This window comes from Paenarthrobacter sp. PPS72 (assembly GCF_048537125.1).
Classification (GTDB): domain Bacteria; phylum Actinomycetota; class Actinomycetes; order Actinomycetales; family Micrococcaceae; genus Arthrobacter; species Arthrobacter nitroguajacolicus_E.
Genome location: NZ_JBLYIE010000051.1, coordinates 1 through 16,938 on the forward strand (window position 1 = coordinate 1; position 16,938 = coordinate 16,938).

The following is a 16,938-nucleotide window of genomic DNA, read 5'->3' on the forward strand; positions in this document are numbered from 1 at the left end:
TACCAGCTGAGCTACGTCCGCAGTGTCGGTTCGGCGGGCAGCCCTGCAGGCATTCCGTCGCTTTCCGACGAGTAAAAACTCTATAGGAGGTTGTTGCAAACTCCAAATCGGTAGCGTGCCTTGGATCGAGTACGTGGCTGGATCCTTGTATTGACGCGGAAATAGGCAGTATCGACGCGGATCCGCACAAGTTTCATGCCTGTAATTCCATGGTTGTAGTTCGGCCAGGCGCTGGAGGCCCTGATCCGTTTTGCAATCCGGCAATGGTCCGTTAGTGTTTTCTATGCACCCGGGCGATTGGCGCAGTGGTAGCGCGCTTCGTTCACACCGAAGAGGTCACTGGTTCGAACCCAGTATCGCCCACTCCTGTATGCAATAGGTAAACCCCGTTTGGACCGATGAAGTCGGTCCGGACGGGGTTTTCTTTGCATCAGGCTGATGGATTCCGGGTTTCTGCGTCACGAACCATGGGGATGCGACACCCATCAGCATGCGCGAAAAAGACGAGCCGGAATTGCCTCCGGCCACTACGGAACCTGCCACGCCTTTCGCGGATCTCGCGTTGACCGCCCCGATCCTCGCCGGCAAGCTTGCCGCACTGCCCCCTGAGCAGTTGGCGCTGATCTTCCCCGGATGAATTCTGTCGGTCCTCTATGACACAGTCTTTGTATGACTGCTCCACTGCTTGCCCACGCTACTGACTACGGCCGGATGTACGCCCGGTCCACAACCGAGCAATTTTCCGTGCCGTCCATCACCACGGTGATCGGTCAGCAGGCACATGCCTTGGACGGGTGGTTCAGCTACATGGGAGCGAGCAGCCTGGCGGCGGATCCTGAGCTTCCGTCGATTCTTGGAAGCCCGGCCAAAATCCGGCAGGCCATCAACAAAGCCTCCAAAGCAGCCGAGGTTTATCGGGACGCGGCGGCAGCACGTGGTGACCGTGTCCACACGTACTGCGAACAGGTGGCCTTGCGGGCCATGGGGCGTCCGCACCGGATGCAGGAATGCAGGGATGACCTCGCTGCCCACGGCGAGCAGGCCTTTGCGGCCCGTTTTGACGAGTGGTGGGAACTGTACCGGGTAGAACCACTGGCGCCGGAGATCACTGTATGGAACAAGACCGTGGGCTATGCCGGTACTTTGGACCTCGTGGCCAGGATCAACGGTCGAATCTGCCTTATTGACTACAAAACCAAGGGCACCACCCGGGACGGAACGGTCAAGGCTCTTGATGACAAAGTGGTCATGCAACTCGCTGCTGGAATGAAGGCCGAGGAAAGCCTGGTGGATCCTGTTGCCGGTGAGTGGGAGCCGTGGAAGTACGGAGACAGCCCCATGTTGCTTGCGGTAGCCATTGGTGAGACCGAAGTGAGGCCGCAGCGCGCCAATCCGGACATACTCAAGCACCATTGGTGGAAGTTCTGCGCCTTGCGGCGCGTGTGGGAGATGTCAGCGGACGTCGTCGCGGCCGGCCAGCCATTATTGCCGGTTGCCCCGCCGGTTTTCTCATCAGCCGGAGCGGCACCGGCGGCGGCCATGACCTCAACTAAACTGGCTTAGGCTCCGCAACAACCGGAACCTGGTTTGACGATCGTGAGGACTGACAGCAGATGGCAATTTTGAGTATCCGAATCATCGGGGACCCGGTGCTGCGCACCGTAGCTGACCCCGTCACAGATTTCGGTCCGGAGCTCGCCAAGCTGGTAGCTGACATGACGGAAACCATGGAAGACGTTGAAGGTGCCGGCCTCGCCGCGCCGCAGGTGGGCGTCAGCCAGCGCGTGTTTACGTATCGCATCGGTGGAGTGGAAGGCCACATCATTAATCCGGTCCTGGAAAACAGTGAGGACTTCCAACCGGACGAGGTAGAGGGCTGCCTTTCCATTCCCGGTCTGGGCTTCCCCGTGCGTCGCTACAGGGCAACCCGCGCAGCGGGCGTGGACCTCAACGGCAATCCAGTCTCGGTGGAGGCTGAGGGGATGCTGGCGCGCTGTTTCCAACATGAGACTGATCACCTTGACGGTGTCCTCTACACGGACAGGCTGGAGGGCGATGACCGTAAGGCCGCGCTCCGTGCCATCCGGAACGCCAACTACCACGCCATTACAGAACAAACCACGTCCAAGCGCGCCAATTCGGTGGGTTCCAGCTTTGGTGGCGGCAGCTTCGGGGCTCCGGAGTGAGGGTCCTCTTCGCTGGAACCCCCGCTGTGGCCGTGCCATCATTGGACGCGCTGGTTAAAGCAGGCTTCGACGTCGTGGCGGTTCTCACGCGGCCGGATGCGCCCGTAGGCCGCAAACGCGTCCTGACTCCTTCTCCCTTGGCCGCACGGGCATCGGAACTCGGCATACAGATTATTCGTGCGGCAAAGGTCGACGCCGACACGACCGCCAGGATCGCGGAGTTCGCTCCCGACGTCGCAGCCATCGTTGCTTACGGGGGCATTGTTCCCAAAGCTGCTTTGGGTGTGCCCACCCACGGATGGGTCAACCTGCACTTCTCGCTTCTCCCGGCATGGCGTGGCGCTGCTCCTGTGCAGCGCTCCATCATGGCCGGAGACGACGTCACCGGGGCCGTTACGTTCCAGCTCGAGGAAGGCCTCGATACCGGGCCTGTCTTTGGGACACTGACCGAAACGGTCCGCGCTGAAGATACCGCGGGCGACCTCCTCGAGAGACTGTCCGTCAGCGGTGCGGTACTGCTGAGCCAGACCCTGTCCGCCATAGACGCCGGGCAGGTTGCCCCGCAGCCCCAGATCGGGGAGGTCTCCCTTGCTCCAAAGCTGACACTCGACGACGGTCGGCTGGACTGGCAACAGCCGGCCCTTGCCTTGCACCGCCGGGCGCGTGGAGTTACCCCTGAACCTGGAGCCTGGACAACCTTGGACGGCCAGAGGGTCAAGCTTGAACCGGTGTCGCTCCGCGCGGAGATCAAGGATCTTCCTCCGGGAAGCATCCGGGTGGACGGTAAATCGGTTCTGGTGGGTACCGGATCCCATGCAGTGGAGCTTGGCCGGATCCAACCGGCAGGCAAGAAGATGATGTCGCCGGCCGATTGGGCCCGCGGTTTGGCAGCACCCGAGAGAGTGGTATTCGAATGAGCGAGTCCGGCCGGCGAGGCCCCAACAACAGCGGGAGCCAGGACGGCGGCGGGGCGGGAAACCGAGGCTCGCAGGGCAACCGTGGATCCGGCGGCGAGAGCAAACGCAACGCCCAGGGGCGGGAGCGAAACAGGGGACCGCAGAGGGGTTTCACCAACAACGCTCCGTCGCAGCGGACACGTCGGGCTGATCCAGCGCGACTGGTCGCTTTTGAAGTGCTCCGCGCGGTTGCTTCCGAAGACGCCTATGCAAACCTCGTCCTTCCTGCGCGCATCAGGGAACACCGCCTGGACCGACGGGATGCCGGTTTCGCGACGGAGCTGAGCTACGGCGCTTTGCGTGGCCAAGGTACCTACGATGCCATCCTTGCCCGTTGCGTGGACCGCCCGCTGGAACAACTGGATCCCGCAATCCTGGATGCCCTGCGGATTGGCGCGCACCAGCTGCTCTCCATGCGCGTTCCCGCCCATGCCGCGCTGGACCAGACCGTCGGCCTGGCACGCGCGGTGATCGGAGCCGGTCCATCGGCCCTCATCAATGCGGTACTACGCAAAGTCACTGCCCACAGCATGGGCGAATGGCTGGAGATCCTCCTGGATGACGAATCCGACGAGACAAAGATCGCTGCCCTGCGCCATGCCCACCCCGAATGGATCGTTCGCGCGCTCCGACAATCGCTGGTGAACCACGGGCGGCCCAAGACCGAGATTGACGCCCTCCTGGAGGCCGACAACGCGGCCCCGGTGGTCAACCTGGTGGCCTTGCCCGGCCTGGGGAATCTCGACGAGGCTTTTGACAACGGAGCCACTGCCGGCGAATTGGTGGAAGATTCCGCCCTCTCAGCTGGCGGAGACCTGGGCCGTTTTGAATCGGTGCGTCGCGGCACCACGCGTGTCCAGGACGTCGGATCCCAACTTGTGGCGAGGGCTTTGGCCGGAGTCGAGCTGGGGGAGCCTCCTGCCCAGGGCGAACGATGGTTGGACCTGTGCGCAGGTCCAGGTGGGAAGGCAGCGCTTTTGGCTGCCTTGGCCTACCGCGGTGGCGCAACCCTCCTCGCCAACGAGCCTGCACCGCACCGGGCCAAACTTGTTCAACAAGCGCTTTCGGCTGTCCCCAACGACGCCTGGACGGTGCGGACCGGCGATGGCCGTGAAGTAGGTGCAGAGCAGCCCGAAAGCTTTGACCGCGTACTCGTGGACGTACCGTGCAGTGGTCTCGGGGCCTTGCGGCGCCGGCCGGAGTCGCGCTGGCGGCGCTCTCCCAAGGACATCGGAGACCTGGGACCGCTGCAGCGGGACTTGTTGAAGTCGGCGCTTGACGCCGTCAAACCAGGCGGCGTGGTGGCCTACGTAACGTGTTCGCCGCATCCGGCCGAAACCACAGCGGTTGTTACTGATGTGCTGGCCAAGCGCGAGGATCTTGAACTCCTCGACGCCGGACAAGCGTTGGACGATGTCAGCCTCACGGGGAATCTTGGCGCTGGTCACGAGCTGACTGCCCAATTGTGGCCGCACGTGCACCAGACGGATGCCATGTTCATGGCGATCATCCGGAAGAAGCCGTAGCCACCACCTTTAGACCATCACCGAGCTTTCGACTATCACCCATTAGAGGGGGCTGCCTTGTCTCAGTGCTGTATCAACCCGAGCATCCTGTCCGCCGATTTCGTCAACCTTGAGGCGGAACTGCACCGGATCAGCAATGCCGATGCTGTCCACGTGGACGTTATGGACAACCATTTCGTGCCCAACCTGACGCTAGGCCTGCCTGTGGTGCAGAGAATCCAAGCGGTCAGCCCGGTTCCGCTGGACGCGCATCTGATGATTTCCGACGCCGACCGGTGGGCGCCTGCCTACGCGGACGCTGGCGTCGCTTCAGTGACGTTCCATGTCGAAGCCGCCATGGCACCGGTCAAGCTGGCCCGCGAACTGCGCGCCAGGGGGTCCAAAGCCGGCATGGCCTTGCGCCCGGCTACACCCGTGGAGCCATACCTGGACATGCTCAGCGAGCTGGACATGTTGCTGATCATGACGGTTGAGCCCGGTTTCGGGGGTCAGTCTTTCCTGGACATTACGTTGCCCAAGATCCGGCGCGCGCGGGCGGCTATCGAAGGTTCAGGCATCGGCGTCGCCATCCAGGTGGACGGCGGCATTACTGAGGAAACCATTCTGCGGGCTGCTGAGGCAGGGGCCAACGTGTTTGTCGCGGGCTCGGCGGTTTATGGGCATGAGGACCCTGCAGAAGCAATCGACCGGCTCCGCGCTGCGGGCCAGACCGCTTGGGCAACGAAAGCCTGACGACCGTCACCACATGTTACGAAGATGGGCCGGGAATAGCCCGGGCATCTTGGTAGTTGTGGCAGAATAACAACACACATACGTGCTCCGGGGTCGGTGTAAGTCCGAACCGGCGGTTATAGTCCGCGACCCGCGAGCCATTGGAAGACTCCAAGAAATTGGACCTCCGATGGCAGACGGTTGAACTGGTGAAATTCCGGTACCGACAGTTAAAGTCTGGATGGGAGAAGCACGTACAGTCATGCCTTGGGCGTTCCTTTTGCGACGCCCGGCATTGCGCTGTCGTACACCCCCGGAGTCATCGCGGCTTACAGGGAAGGAACGGCATGGACTTACTGCGATGGCTCTTCGAAGCACAGATCCCCGTTGGAGGATCTGCTCTTGTCTTACGCGAAGTGCTTGGCAACATCTTTGGGCTCCTCAGCGCCCTCGGCGGAATGCGCCGGAAAGTCTGGGCCTGGCCTATTGGCATCGTCGGCAACATCCTCCTGCTCACAGTCTTCCTGGGCAACGTCTTTGGCGCAGCGGCGCCGGCCACGCTATGGGGACAGGCTGCACGTCAGATCATGTTCATCGCAGTGGCCATATATGGCTGGTACCGGTGGAAGCAGGGTCAGGAATCAAGCGCCCAAGGGCGGGCCATCGTCCCCGGCTGGGCCAGCAATAAGGTCCGCATCGCGCTAATTGGTGCGATGGTGGCGGGCACGGCGGCGCTGACGCCCTTGTTCGATGCCCTGGGTTCCTACCCGCCCGTCTGGGCTGATGCCTGGACCTTCATGGGATCCCTGCTCGCAACTTACGGCATGGCACGCGGATGGACCGAGTTCTGGCTGATCTGGGTGGCCGTTGACATCGTGGGAGTTCCCTTGCTGTTCGGCGCTGGATACTACGCCAGCGCGGTCATGTACTTGTTCTACGGCTTCTTCACCCTCACCGGGTTCTTCGTGTGGTGGCGGGCCGAAAAGCGTGAACGTGCCGACCATGCCGCCAGCCCCGCAGCCGTCGCCCTGTCAGCGGGTGTTGCCCGGTGAACTTCGTCAACACCACGTACTCTCCCGCAGAGCGAGCGGCCATGGAGGCTGCATTGAATGCGGCCCTGGCCGGTCCCCGCGGTGCCAATCCGCTGGTCGGGGCGGTAATCCTCAGTCCCGAGGGCGAGCAACTGGCAACCGGTTATCACCGAGGCGCCGGAACAGCCCATGCGGAAGCCGATGCAATTTCGGAGGCACGGAAGAACGGCGTGGACACCGTGGGAACCACCATGGTGGTCACTTTGGAGCCCTGTAACCATGTGGGGCGCACCGGACCCTGCGCCCAAGCGATCATTGCCGCCGGAATCGCGAAGGTGATCTACGCCGTCGACGATCCCCATGACCCCGCTGCGGGCGGTGCCCGCACGCTTACGGCCGCCGGTGTTGAGGTCCGTTCAGGGCTGGAAGGGCTGAAAGCGCTGGACCTGAACCGTGACTGGTTCGACGCCGTCGCAGCCAAGCGTCCCTTCGTCACCTTGCACATCGCCCAGACGCTGGACAGTCGCATTGCTGCGGTGGACGGCACCAGCCAATGGATCTCCTGCCCGGAGTCACTCGCCGACAACCATGGGCTGAGGGGACTTATCGACGCGATCCTGGTGGGCACCGGAACCGTGCTGGTCGACAACCCGCGGCTGACGGCCCGAACTCCGGACGGCGAACTTTCGCCCCACCAACCGATTCGTGCCGTCATGGGCCTGCGGGAAGTCCCGGAAGATGCCGCAGTTCGGGGAACAGACGGGCGTTTTGTCCACCTGCCCACCAGGGATCCGGCAGAAGCCCTGGGCCTGCTGTTCGATCAGGGAGTCCGGCACCTCATGGTGGAAGGTGGTTCGTCCATTCTGAGCACGTTCCTCGCGGCAGACCTGGTGGACGAACTGATCGTCTACTTGGCCCCAACGCTTCTGGGATCCGGAACTCCTGCGCTGAACGACCTCGGTATCACCACACTGGCCGACGCCCAGCACTGGTCCTGGGACGAAGCCGGCGGTGGCGCTGTGCGCATTTTGGGCAACGATCTTCGGCTGCACTTACGGTCCCCACGGGGTGCCGCCAGCATTAACAAGAATTTGGTTCCGCAAGCTGAAGCTGCGGAATACGTGACAGGAGGACACTGATGTTTACCGGAATCGTAGCCGAGCAAGGCACCGTGCTGGGCATTGAGCACGATGGCGATAACAGCGCAACATTGAGGCTGAAAGCGCCTACCACCGCGGAGAGATTGCCCTTGGGTGGTTCCATCGCCGTCAACGGCGTGTGCCTGACGGCCACTCAAATCGACGGCCAGGACTTCAGCGTGGATGTCATGGGGGAGACCTTGCTCCGGACGACCATCGGCGAGCTGGCGCAGGGAGATGCCGTGAACCTGGAACGCTGCGTTCCGGCGGGCGGACGGCTGGACGGCCATGTGGTCCAGGGTCATGTGGACGGTGTGGGCGAGCTCCTGGAACGGGAGCCGCTGGGCAACTGGGACCGGCTGCGGTTTGGCGTGCCGGCCCCGCTGGCACGGTACATCGCCGAAAAGGGTTCGATCGCCGTCGACGGTGTCTCACTGACCGTGACCGCTGTCAGTCCTGCCGCCGAAACGGCGCCGTGGTTTGAAGTGGGGCTGATCCCCACCACCTTGGAAGAAACAGGCCTGGGGGCCAAAACGGTGGGAAGCCGCGTGAACCTTGAGGTTGACGTGCTGGCCAAGTACACCGAACGCCTTCTGTCCTTCGCACCCGGTCAGGGAGTGGCACGATGAGCGCCCCCGCCAAAACAACTCCCGCAGGCACTCGGCGCACAGGGCTGGATCCTGTTGAGACCGCTATCGCGGCTATGGCGGCCGGCCAAGCAGTGATCGTGGTGGACAACGAAGACCGCGAGAACGAAGGCGACATCATCTTCGCTGCCGAACACGCCACGCCGGCCCTCATGGGTTGGACCATCCGGTATTCATCCGGCGTCATCTGTGTTCCCTTGGACGAAGAACGTGCGAACGCCTTGGTTCTGCCGCCCATGGTGGAGATCAACGAGGACTCAAAGGGAACGGCCTACACCGTTTCCTGCGATGCCGCGATCGGGGTCAGCACCGGAATTTCAGCTACCGACCGCGCCTTGACGGCCAGGATTCTTGCGGATCCGTCCAGCACTCCGGCATCGATTACGCGTCCCGGGCATATTTTCCCGCTGCGGGCAGTTAACGGGGGAGTGCGTGAACGTCCAGGCCACACGGAAGCTGCTGTGGACCTGTGCCGTCTCGCCGGGCTGGCTCCGGTGGGTGTGATCGCAGAGTTGGTACATGACGACGGTGAAATGATGCGGCTGGACAGCCTGCGTGATTTTGCCGCTGAACATGGGTGCCCCCTCATCTCCATCGAGGACCTGGTGTCGTATGTTGAGGCGGTAGAGTCCCAGACGGCACATGTTTCACAGGAGGACGAGGAGAAGCGATGACCGCATCGACCACACGCAGCAGTGACCACACCGGCCCCGGGCCGCACCCCGTCAGCGGTGGGCCGATCGTGCAATTACCTACGGCTTTCGGTGATTTTGTGGCACAGGCGTGGACAGACCTTGAGACCGGCCACGAGCACCTCGCCGTGAGCTCCCCGAATCCGCCCAAGGGTGGCCGCGCGCCGCTGGTGCGGTTGCATTCCGAGTGCCTGACCGGTGATGTTTTCGGTTCCTACCGCTGCGACTGCGGCGAGCAGCTGGCATTTGCCCTGGAGCTCATCCACGCAGAAGGAGGTACCCTGCTCTACCTGCGTGGCCAAGAGGGCCGTGGAATCGGCCTGGCCAACAAGATCAAGGCTTACGCGCTGCAGGCAGCCGGGTTCGACACTGTGGAGGCCAACGAACAGCTCGGCCTGCCGGTGGATGCACGTTCTTACACGGCGGCAGGGCAGATCCTGGCCGAGATGGGACTGCACGAGGTCAGGTTGCTCAGCAACAACCCGGACAAGCAAAACCGCCTGGCGCAAGCCGGTGTAACGGTTGTGGAGATGGTTCCTACGGAGGTTCCTTCCCGCGAACAGAACCTGCGCTACCTGCAGACCAAGAAGGACCGGATGGACCACCGGTTGGCACTCGAAGTCGAGCCAGTCAGCAACGGCAAGACACCGGCAGCCCTCCCCTTTGACAACAATCAAGACTGAACGGATTCATAGCAAATATGAGCGGCCACGGCGCACCCACTATTGACCTCACTACCCTCAACCCCGAGGAAACTTCGCAGCTGAAGCTGGCCATTGTTGCGGCGAGCTGGCACACACAGATCATGGACGGACTGGTTGACGGTGCCCTCCGCGCAGCCAAGGAAGCCGGCATCGCTGAACCCACGCTGCTGCGGGTTCCGGGCAGCTTTGAGCTCCCGGTTGCCGCGGCCAGGCTCGCACCGCACTTCGACGCCGTCGTAGCCCTCGGCGTGGTGATCCGCGGCGGAACGCCGCACTTCGACTACGTCTGCCAGGCTGCGACGTCGGGACTCACCGATGTCAGCGTCCGCACCGGCGTACCGGTGGGCTTCGGCGTCCTTACCTGCGACACCGAGCAGCAGGGCATCGACCGTGCCGGCCTTCCCGGTTCCAAGGAGGACAAGGGCCACGAAGCGGTGACCGCCGCCTTGGCCACGGCCGTGACACTGAAGCAGTTCAGCTAGAAGCATTGGTTCGAAGGGGATGTTGGTGTGTCTTCACTCACATCCCCTTCGTCATGCAACGCCCCAGGAAGCGGTGGCCGCCCCCGAGCAAGTAGTCTGGAGGGCGTGAAGAATTTCGAGACGCTGTTCGCAGAACTGAGTGAGAAAGCAGCGACCCGCCCGGCAGGTTCGCGCACGGTTGCCGAACTGGACTCCGGAATCCACGGCATCGGCAAAAAGGTGGTCGAAGAGGCCGCCGAAGTCTGGATGGCCGCGGAGTACGAATCGGACGAAGCCGCCGCTGAGGAAATTTCCCAGTTGCTGTACCACCTGCAGGTCCTCATGCTTGCCAAGGGCCTCAGCCTGGAAGACGTTTACAAGCATCTCTAGCCACGCCGCTCCGCTTGCCTGTTGCGGAGCCCCCTGCGTGGCCAAGGTGCCTGAAAACCTCCATTCCAAAAAGAAAGTCTCCCAATGCTCCGTGTAGCAGTCCCCAATAAGGGATCCCTGTCCGAAGCCGCCTCGGCAATGTTGTCCGAGGCCGGTTACCGTCAGCGACGCGACTCCCGTGAACTGGTCATGGTTGATCCCGACAATGACATTGAGTTCTTCTTCCTGCGTCCCCGCGACATCGCTGTCTATGTAGGCCAGGGAACCTTGGACGTCGGCATCACCGGCCGTGACCTCTTGCTTGACGCAAAGGTCGAAGCCGAAGAACTTCTTCCCCTGGGCTTTGCCCCGTCCACATTCCGGTTCGCCGGCCCCGTCGGTGAATTCACCGGCGTCGAGCAGCTTGAAGGCAAGCGCCTGGCCACCAGCTACGACGGACTCCTGCGCGACTACCTCGCCGAACGCGGCGTGAACGCCAAGGTGGTCCGCCTGGACGGGGCCGTGGAATCTTCCGTGCGCCTCGGCGTGGCGGATGCCATCGCCGACGTCGTTGAAACCGGGAACACCCTCAAAGCTGCCGGGATGGAGATCTTCGGAGATCCCATCCTGAAGTCCGAGGCCGTGCTGATTCGTCGCTCCGGTTCCGGTGGCGCTGCCAATGGAACGGCCAAGGAAATCGAGATCCTCATTCGTCGCTTGCAGGGAGTCCTTGTGGCCCGCCAGTACGTGCTGATGGATTACGACATCCGCAAAGACCTGGTGGAAGACGCAGCGGCCCTTACCCCGGGCCTCGAGTCGCCTACGGTTTCGCCCCTTCGCGATTCCGAGTGGGTTGCCGTGCGGTCCATGGTTCCCAAGAAGGAAACCAACCGCATCATGGACGAACTGTACGACCTCGGCGCGCGCGCCATCCTGGTCAGCAGCATCCACGCCTGCCGTATCTGATCCAACGCGGCCACCTCACGCCGCGTCGCAAACGTCAGAACGCATTCCCAGCAGATAGCAGAATTTAGGAGCAGCACATGGCTGTAGCCGTACGCGTCATCCCATGCTTGGACGTCGATGCAGGCCGCGTGGTCAAGGGCGTCAACTTCGAAGGCCTCCGCGACGCCGGTGATCCGGTGGAACTCGCTCACCGGTACGACCATGGCGGGGCCGATGAACTGACATTCCTGGACGTCACAGCCTCGTCCGGCAACCGGGAAACTACGTTCGACGTCGTTCGCCGCACCGCAGAGGAAGTGTTCATTCCCCTGACCGTAGGCGGCGGCGTCCGTGGTGTTGCCGAGGTGGACAAGCTCCTGCGTTTCGGCGCGGACAAGGCGTCCATCAACACCGCTGCCGTTGCCCGGCCCGAGGTAATAGATGAGATCACCCGTCATTTTGGTTCTCAGGTCCTGGTGCTCTCCGTGGATGCGCGCCGTACCCGCGAAGGTGACCAGCCGACGTCGTCCGGTTTTGAGGTGACCACCCACGGTGGCCGCACCGGCACTGGAATCGACGCCGTAGCCTGGGCCAAAGAAGCAGCTGATCGGGGTGTGGGAGAGATTCTGCTCAACTCGATCGATGCTGACGGCACCAAGGACGGCTTCGATCTTGAATTGATTCGCCTGGTTCGTGCCGCAGTGAACATCCCCATCATCGCTTCCGGCGGGGCCGGTGTACCTGCCCATTTTCCGCCCGCGGTGGAGGCAGGCGCCGACGCCGTTCTGGCAGCATCAGTGTTCCACTTTGGCCCGGATGACATGATTGCCCAAGTCAAGACTGCAATTCGTGAGGCGGGCTTCGAGGTCCGCTAGGCGCCGGGGTTTTAACAGCAATGGAGGCTCACCTGCACGGTGACCCTCCATTGCTGTTTAAAGGCCGATGTCTGCGGACTGCAAAAGCGCGACGGCGTCCGGCTGGCCTTCGAAGGTGACAAGGGCCTGGCTGGTGCGGCCATGGGCGTGCATGAGCAGTTCGCCGGGCTCGCCGACGATTGCTACGGAGACGGGAGCACGCTTGGCCACGTGGCGGGGCCCGGTGGGGCGCACAAGCACGATGCCGAGATCCACGCCCCGGTAAAGGAATGCTGCGCGTTTGATCAGTTCGTCCCAGAGGGCGTCGGAGTAGGCTTCATCCAAGGCCCGAGGCGCCCAGCGGTCGCCGGCACGGCGAATGTCTTCTGTGTGTACGAAGTACTCAATAAGGTTTGAGGTCTCGTCCAGGGCTTTGATCTTCAAAGGGGACAGCGCGGGCGGGCCACCGCGGAAGGTCTTGACGAGGTCTGCGTAGGCGTCCGAGCTCTTCAGCTTCTCGGCCAGCTTGGACGTTGCTTTCTCGGAAGCCTTGCCCAGGCTGGGAATCAGGAGACCCAAGCCAACTGCAATCTTCCGTTCCCGCAAGTACAAATGCGCGGCAAGATCCCGGGTCAACCACCCTTCGCAGAGCGTGGGGGAGTCAGGCCCGGCCGCCAGCAGGGTTTCGGCCAGTACTTCTCGGGAAGGATCGACGAAATGCATCACTTGTGAAACTAGCACGATCAGAGCACTCTTGCGCAGTGGAACCGCCGCAGAATCCGGCTCCCGTCCAAGGCACTAGACTTGATCTGATGTCAGAGCAGTCCGCCCCCAGCCCAACTCCTGCCGCGGAGCTTTCCGGCGACCCCGTGAGCCCCTTGCCGCAGGAGATCGCCAGCGCCCTTAAACGGGATTCTTCAGGCCTCGTTGCAGCGATCGTGCAGCAGCACGACACCAACGAGGTCCTCATGCTCGGCTGGATGGATGACGAGGCACTCCACCGCACCATGACTTCCGGCAGGGTCACGTTCTACTCCCGTTCCCGCCAGGAATACTGGCGCAAGGGCGACACCTCCGGACACGTACAGTTCGTGAAGTCTGTCGCCCTTGACTGCGACGGCGATGCCCTCCTGATCCGCGTGGACCAGATCGGCGCAGCCTGCCACACGGGAACCCGGACCTGCTTCGATGGTCGCGACTTCACAGTCGTTACGGGCCACCGCGAATAAGGCACCCACCACTTTCCACTGACGCACCACCTCAGACAATAAGGCGGAGAACATAGCCATGCAGGACCTTGGAATCATCAGCCCGGGCCTGGAAGAGTTCCGCGAACTCGCCGTCCACAGCCGTGTCATCCCTGTCCGACTCAAGGTCTTGGCCGATGCCGAGACCCCTATCGGCCTGTACCGGAAGCTCGCCAAGGGGCAGCCCGGAACATTCCTCCTGGAATCCGCAGCGGTAGGCGGAGCGTGGTCCCGCTATTCCTTCATTGGTTCCAAATCCCGTGCAACGCTGACTACCAAAGACGGCGAAGCCCACTGGATCGGCGAGCCGCCGGTGGGCGTCCCGGTCTCAGGCAACCCGGTAGAAGCTGTTCGCGACACCATCGCCGCGCTACAGACTGACCGCTTCGACGGCTTGCCGCCGTTCACCTCTGGTTTGGTTGGCTTCCTGGGCTGGGAAGCCGTGCGCCACTGGGAACGACTGACGTCCCCGCCCGAGGATGACCTCCAGCTGCCGGAGATGGCACTGAACCTGGTCACCGACATGGCGGTCCATGACAATGTGGATGGTACCGTCCTCCTCATCGCCAACGCCATCAACTTTGATGACAGTTCCGAGCGGGTGGATGATGCTTGGCACGACGCTGTGGCCCGCGTGAAGGGGCTGCTGGACCAGATCAGCACACCTGTTGCCCAGCCGGTTTCCGTGCTGGAAACCGCTGCTTTGGACTTCGCTTCCAGCGTGCAGGAACGCTGGGAGGAGGCCAAGTACTTGGAAGCCATTGACCGCGGCAAGGAAGCCATTGTTGACGGCGAGGTTTTCCAGGTAGTGATCTCCAGGCGCTTCGAAATGGAGTGCGCAGCGGATCCGTTGGATGTCTACCGTGTCCTTCGTAATACCAACCCCAGCCCGTACATGTACCTCTTCAGCCTGGAGGACGCGGATGGCCGGGAATACTCGATCGTTGGTTCATCTCCGGAAGCCCTGGTGACGGTGACCGGCGAGGAAGTCATCACGCATCCCATCGCCGGTTCCCGGCCTCGTGGCAAGACGGTTGAAGCCGACAAGGCCTTGGCAACAGAACTGCTGGCCGATCAGAAAGAGCGCGCCGAGCACCTGATGCTGGTTGATCTCTCGCGCAACGATCTTTCCAAGGTCTGCGTAGCCGGAACGGTGGACGTCACGCAGTTCATGGAAGTGGAGCGGTTCAGCCACATCATGCACCTCGTGTCCACAGTGGTTGGCGAACTGGCTCCCCATGCCAAGGCCTACGACGTCCTTAAGGCGACATTCCCGGCCGGTACGCTTTCCGGCGCGCCCAAGCCCCGTGCGCTGAGGTTGCTCGACGAACTCGAACCACACCGGCGCGGGATCTACGGTGGAGTGGTTGGCTACTTGGACTTCGCCGGCGACATGGATATGGCCATTGCGATCCGGTCCGCACTGCTCCGGGAGGGACGGGCCTACGTGCAGGCAGGTGGAGGAATCGTGGCCGATTCCCATAAACCTTCCGAAGCGTTGGAGACAGTGAACAAGGCTGCGGCTCCGCTGCGGGCCGTGCACACTGCCGGGTCGCTGCAGAACATTGCCGCGGACACCGTGCGGAATGCAAACGGCTCCGACGACGGGACTCGCTCATGAGCACGGCCTCATCAGCGCCTTCGGTCAGGAAGTCACCGCGCTGGGCGCGGAAATCCACGCTGGTCCTTGCCACCACGATCCTTGCGCTGGCCGTTTTCGGAGCCACGACGCAGACCTGGATCGAGGTGCGCCTGGACCCCACAGGGGCGTCCAACAGCAATCTATATGTCCAAGGCAGCAAGGCCGCCACCGCAGTCACGGCGCTGGCCGTCGTCGCTCTGGCTGGTGGGTTGGCCGCCTCCATTGCCGGGAAGATTGCCCGCTGGATCATCGCGGTCCTCATCGTATTGTCTGCCGTCGGCATCATTCTTGCGGCGGTGACCGTGATGCTTGATCCACTTGGTGCCGCCCAGGGATCCATCGCTGCCGCCACAGGTGTCTCGGGCGGGCAGGCAGAGGCAGTGCTAACTGTGTTTCCGGCCCTCGCAATTGTTGCCGGTTCCCTCTTGGCGGTCTGCGCCATAGTCGTGCCGGTGGCCGGGCGCCATTGGACCTCTCGAACCAAGTATGACGCCGGGTCGCGGGGCAGGAAGAGCGGCAACGAACCGGTGGACGAAATTGATAGCTGGGACAGCCTCTCGCGCGGTGAAGACCCAACGTAGGCGTTCACGCTCACTTTTGGGCGTGTCCGGCGCAACAAAGCCGACATCGTCCGGGCTGGCGCCCGGCGATGTCCCGGCGGTCGTCAATAAATGGCAGAATGTAAGCAGTATTCATCCTGAGGAGATTTCACATGAGCAAAACCACAGTGTCCAACAACCAAGCGGAATCCACCATGGCCAGCCACGCTGACGCTATCGGTCACGGAAACAGCCCGGCTGCCTGGACCTGCGTTCTGGTGATGCTGGTCGGTGCTTTGATTTCCTCCATCGCGTTCGTCATCGCCAGCACCCCGATCTTCGTCGGTGGACTGGTTGTCATGGTCATCGGCCTGATCGTGGGCTTCGTCATGCGCAAGGCCGGCTACGGAGTTGGCGGCAGCAAGCTGCAGAACAACGGCCACTAATCGTGACCGTTCTTGATGACATCATTGTTGGAGTCAAAGAGGACATGGAGGCTCGCCGCGGCGTCGTCTCCCTCGCGGAACTGAAGGAGCGCGCCGCAAGCGCTGCTCCGGCCCGTGATGCGTGGGCAGCCTTGGGCGGCCCTTCAGCCGTCCGCAACGACCTCAAAGTCATCGCTGAAATCAAGCGCCGCAGCCCCTCCAAGGGTGATCTTGCTTCCATCGTGAATCCCGCGTCGCTGGCAGTCCAGTACGCCGACGGCGGAGCTTCCGTCATCAGCGTCCTCACCGAACAGCGCCGGTTCGGCGGCTCGCTGGCGGACCTCGACGCGGTGCGTGCCGCCGTCGAAACGCCGTTGCTGCGCAAGGACTTCACTGTTGACGAGTACCAGATCTGGGAAGCCCGTGCCCATGGCGCCGACATCATCCTGCTCATTGTCGCGGCCCTGTCCGACTCGGAGCTCGCTGACTTCAGTGCGTTGAGCCACGAGCTCGGCATGAACGTGCTGGTGGAAACGCACACCGAAGAAGAAATCGAGCGTGCAGTTGCGGCGCAGGCCAAAATCATCGGCATCAATGTCCGCAACCTTAAGACGCTCGACGTCGATCGTTCCGTTTTCGGATCCTTGGCCGGTTTGATTCCGGCTGAGTCCGTCATTGTGGCGGAATCCGGCGTCCGGGGTCCCGAGGATGTCTCGCACTATGCCGCCGGCGGCGCCAACGCCATTCTGGTGGGGGAGGCGCTGGTCAGTGACTCCACGCCGCACGAACGTATCACTGAATTCAAGGCAGCCGGAGCTGCCGCCATCGCCGTCAGGAACTGAGGCAGTAACTGAATCACGGCGA

Annotated in this window: 21 protein-coding genes, 1 tRNA gene and 1 riboswitch; of the genes, 21 read left to right on the top strand and 1 reads right to left on the bottom strand. The window is 62.5% G+C overall.

Annotated elements, in window-relative coordinates; translation table 11 throughout:
- Positions 1-291 precede the first annotated feature (291 nt).
- The 16 genes from ACLRGI_RS18920 to hisF all read left to right on the top strand — a co-directional run bounded on the left by ACLRGI_RS18920 (position 292) and on the right by hisF (position 12,242).
- A tRNA-Val gene (locus tag ACLRGI_RS18920) sits at positions 292-363 on the top strand.
- A 127-nt stretch (positions 364-490) separates the two neighbouring features.
- Positions 491-637, top strand: coding sequence for a hypothetical protein (locus tag ACLRGI_RS18925; protein WP_419203087.1), 147 nt, complete (start codon positions 491-493; stop codon positions 635-637).
- 32 nt (positions 638-669) lie between these two features.
- Positions 670-1,563 (top strand): cytochrome, encoded by an 894-nt coding sequence (locus tag ACLRGI_RS18930; RefSeq protein ID WP_419203088.1) that lies wholly within the window; start codon positions 670-672, stop codon positions 1,561-1,563.
- Positions 1,564-1,613: 50 nt separating this feature from the next.
- Positions 1,614-2,186: a peptide deformylase gene (def, locus tag ACLRGI_RS18935; RefSeq protein ID WP_419203089.1), complete on the top strand. Its 573-nt coding sequence runs from the start codon at positions 1,614-1,616 to the stop codon at positions 2,184-2,186.
- A complete protein-coding gene (gene fmt / locus ACLRGI_RS18940) occupies positions 2,183-3,103 on the top strand; it encodes a methionyl-tRNA formyltransferase (protein ID WP_419203091.1) in 921 nt (306 codons plus the stop codon). The genes def and fmt overlap by 4 nt, the downstream gene beginning before the upstream one ends.
- Complete coding sequence (locus ACLRGI_RS18945) at positions 3,100-4,668, top strand: RsmB/NOP family class I SAM-dependent RNA methyltransferase (protein WP_419203092.1); 1,569 nt, start codon at positions 3,100-3,102, stop codon at positions 4,666-4,668. The genes fmt and ACLRGI_RS18945 overlap by 4 nt, the downstream gene beginning before the upstream one ends.
- Positions 4,669-4,725: 57 nt before the next feature.
- Positions 4,726-5,400, top strand: a complete 675-nt coding sequence (rpe, locus tag ACLRGI_RS18950) for a ribulose-phosphate 3-epimerase (protein WP_419203093.1) — start codon at positions 4,726-4,728, stop codon at positions 5,398-5,400.
- Between the two features lie 78 nt (positions 5,401-5,478).
- Positions 5,479-5,637: riboswitch (FMN riboswitch) on the top strand.
- 89 nt (positions 5,638-5,726) lie between these two features.
- Positions 5,727-6,431 (top strand): nicotinamide riboside transporter PnuC, encoded by a 705-nt coding sequence (pnuC, locus tag ACLRGI_RS18955; RefSeq protein WP_419203094.1) that lies wholly within the window; start codon positions 5,727-5,729, stop codon positions 6,429-6,431.
- A complete protein-coding gene (gene ribD / locus ACLRGI_RS18960; RefSeq protein ID WP_419203095.1) occupies positions 6,428-7,549 on the top strand; it encodes a bifunctional diaminohydroxyphosphoribosylaminopyrimidine deaminase/5-amino-6-(5-phosphoribosylamino)uracil reductase RibD in 1,122 nt (373 codons plus the stop codon). The genes pnuC and ribD overlap by 4 nt, the downstream gene beginning before the upstream one ends.
- Positions 7,549-8,178, top strand: coding sequence for a riboflavin synthase (locus ACLRGI_RS18965; protein ID WP_419203096.1), 630 nt, complete (start codon positions 7,549-7,551; stop codon positions 8,176-8,178). The genes ribD and ACLRGI_RS18965 overlap by 1 nt, the downstream gene beginning before the upstream one ends.
- A complete protein-coding gene (ribB, locus tag ACLRGI_RS18970) occupies positions 8,175-8,870 on the top strand; it encodes a 3,4-dihydroxy-2-butanone-4-phosphate synthase (protein ID WP_419203097.1) in 696 nt (231 codons plus the stop codon). Before ACLRGI_RS18965 ends, ribB begins: the two co-directional genes overlap by 4 nt.
- A complete protein-coding gene (ribA, locus tag ACLRGI_RS18975) occupies positions 8,867-9,571 on the top strand; it encodes a GTP cyclohydrolase II (RefSeq protein ID WP_419203098.1) in 705 nt (234 codons plus the stop codon). Before ribB ends, ribA begins: the two co-directional genes overlap by 4 nt.
- 17 nt (positions 9,572-9,588) lie before the next feature.
- Entirely contained in the window at positions 9,589-10,074 is a 486-nt protein-coding gene (ribH, locus tag ACLRGI_RS18980) for a 6,7-dimethyl-8-ribityllumazine synthase (protein WP_014921429.1), read from the top strand.
- Between the two features lie 105 nt (positions 10,075-10,179).
- Positions 10,180-10,443 carry a phosphoribosyl-ATP diphosphatase gene (locus ACLRGI_RS18985; protein WP_018778638.1) on the top strand — a complete coding sequence of 88 codons (264 nt, stop codon included), beginning with the start codon at positions 10,180-10,182 and terminating at the stop codon, positions 10,441-10,443.
- A gap of 84 nt (positions 10,444-10,527) precedes the next feature.
- Positions 10,528-11,388 carry an ATP phosphoribosyltransferase gene (hisG, locus tag ACLRGI_RS18990; protein ID WP_419203099.1) on the top strand — a complete coding sequence of 287 codons (861 nt, stop codon included), beginning with the start codon at positions 10,528-10,530 and terminating at the stop codon, positions 11,386-11,388.
- A 77-nt stretch (positions 11,389-11,465) separates the two neighbouring features.
- Entirely contained in the window at positions 11,466-12,242 is a 777-nt protein-coding gene (gene hisF / locus ACLRGI_RS18995; protein WP_419203100.1) for an imidazole glycerol phosphate synthase subunit HisF, read from the top strand.
- Positions 12,243-12,299: 57 nt separating this feature from the next.
- Here the strand turns inward: hisF and ACLRGI_RS19000 are convergent, their stop codons facing one another.
- On the bottom strand, positions 12,300-12,944 hold the full coding sequence (locus ACLRGI_RS19000; RefSeq protein ID WP_419203133.1) for a TIGR03085 family metal-binding protein: 645 nt from the start codon (positions 12,942-12,944) through the stop codon (positions 12,300-12,302).
- A gap of 89 nt (positions 12,945-13,033) precedes the next feature.
- Between ACLRGI_RS19000 and hisI the strand changes: the two genes are divergently transcribed.
- The 5 genes from hisI to trpC all read left to right on the top strand — a co-directional run bounded on the left by hisI (position 13,034) and on the right by trpC (position 16,916).
- Positions 13,034-13,450, top strand: coding sequence for a phosphoribosyl-AMP cyclohydrolase (gene hisI, locus ACLRGI_RS19005; protein ID WP_419203101.1), 417 nt, complete (start codon positions 13,034-13,036; stop codon positions 13,448-13,450).
- Positions 13,451-13,508: 58 nt separating this feature from the next.
- Entirely contained in the window at positions 13,509-15,089 is a 1,581-nt protein-coding gene (locus ACLRGI_RS19010; RefSeq protein WP_419203102.1) for an anthranilate synthase component I, read from the top strand.
- On the top strand, positions 15,086-15,691 hold the full coding sequence (locus ACLRGI_RS19015) for a Trp biosynthesis-associated membrane protein (RefSeq protein ID WP_419203103.1): 606 nt from the start codon (positions 15,086-15,088) through the stop codon (positions 15,689-15,691). Before ACLRGI_RS19010 ends, ACLRGI_RS19015 begins: the two co-directional genes overlap by 4 nt.
- A 131-nt stretch (positions 15,692-15,822) precedes the next feature.
- On the top strand, positions 15,823-16,095 hold the full coding sequence (locus ACLRGI_RS19020; RefSeq protein WP_011774532.1) for an HGxxPAAW family protein: 273 nt from the start codon (positions 15,823-15,825) through the stop codon (positions 16,093-16,095).
- A 2-nt stretch (positions 16,096-16,097) separates the two neighbouring features.
- Positions 16,098-16,916, top strand: coding sequence for an indole-3-glycerol phosphate synthase TrpC (gene trpC / locus ACLRGI_RS19025; RefSeq protein ID WP_419203105.1), 819 nt, complete (start codon positions 16,098-16,100; stop codon positions 16,914-16,916).
- The last annotated feature ends 22 nt before the right edge of the window (positions 16,917-16,938 follow it).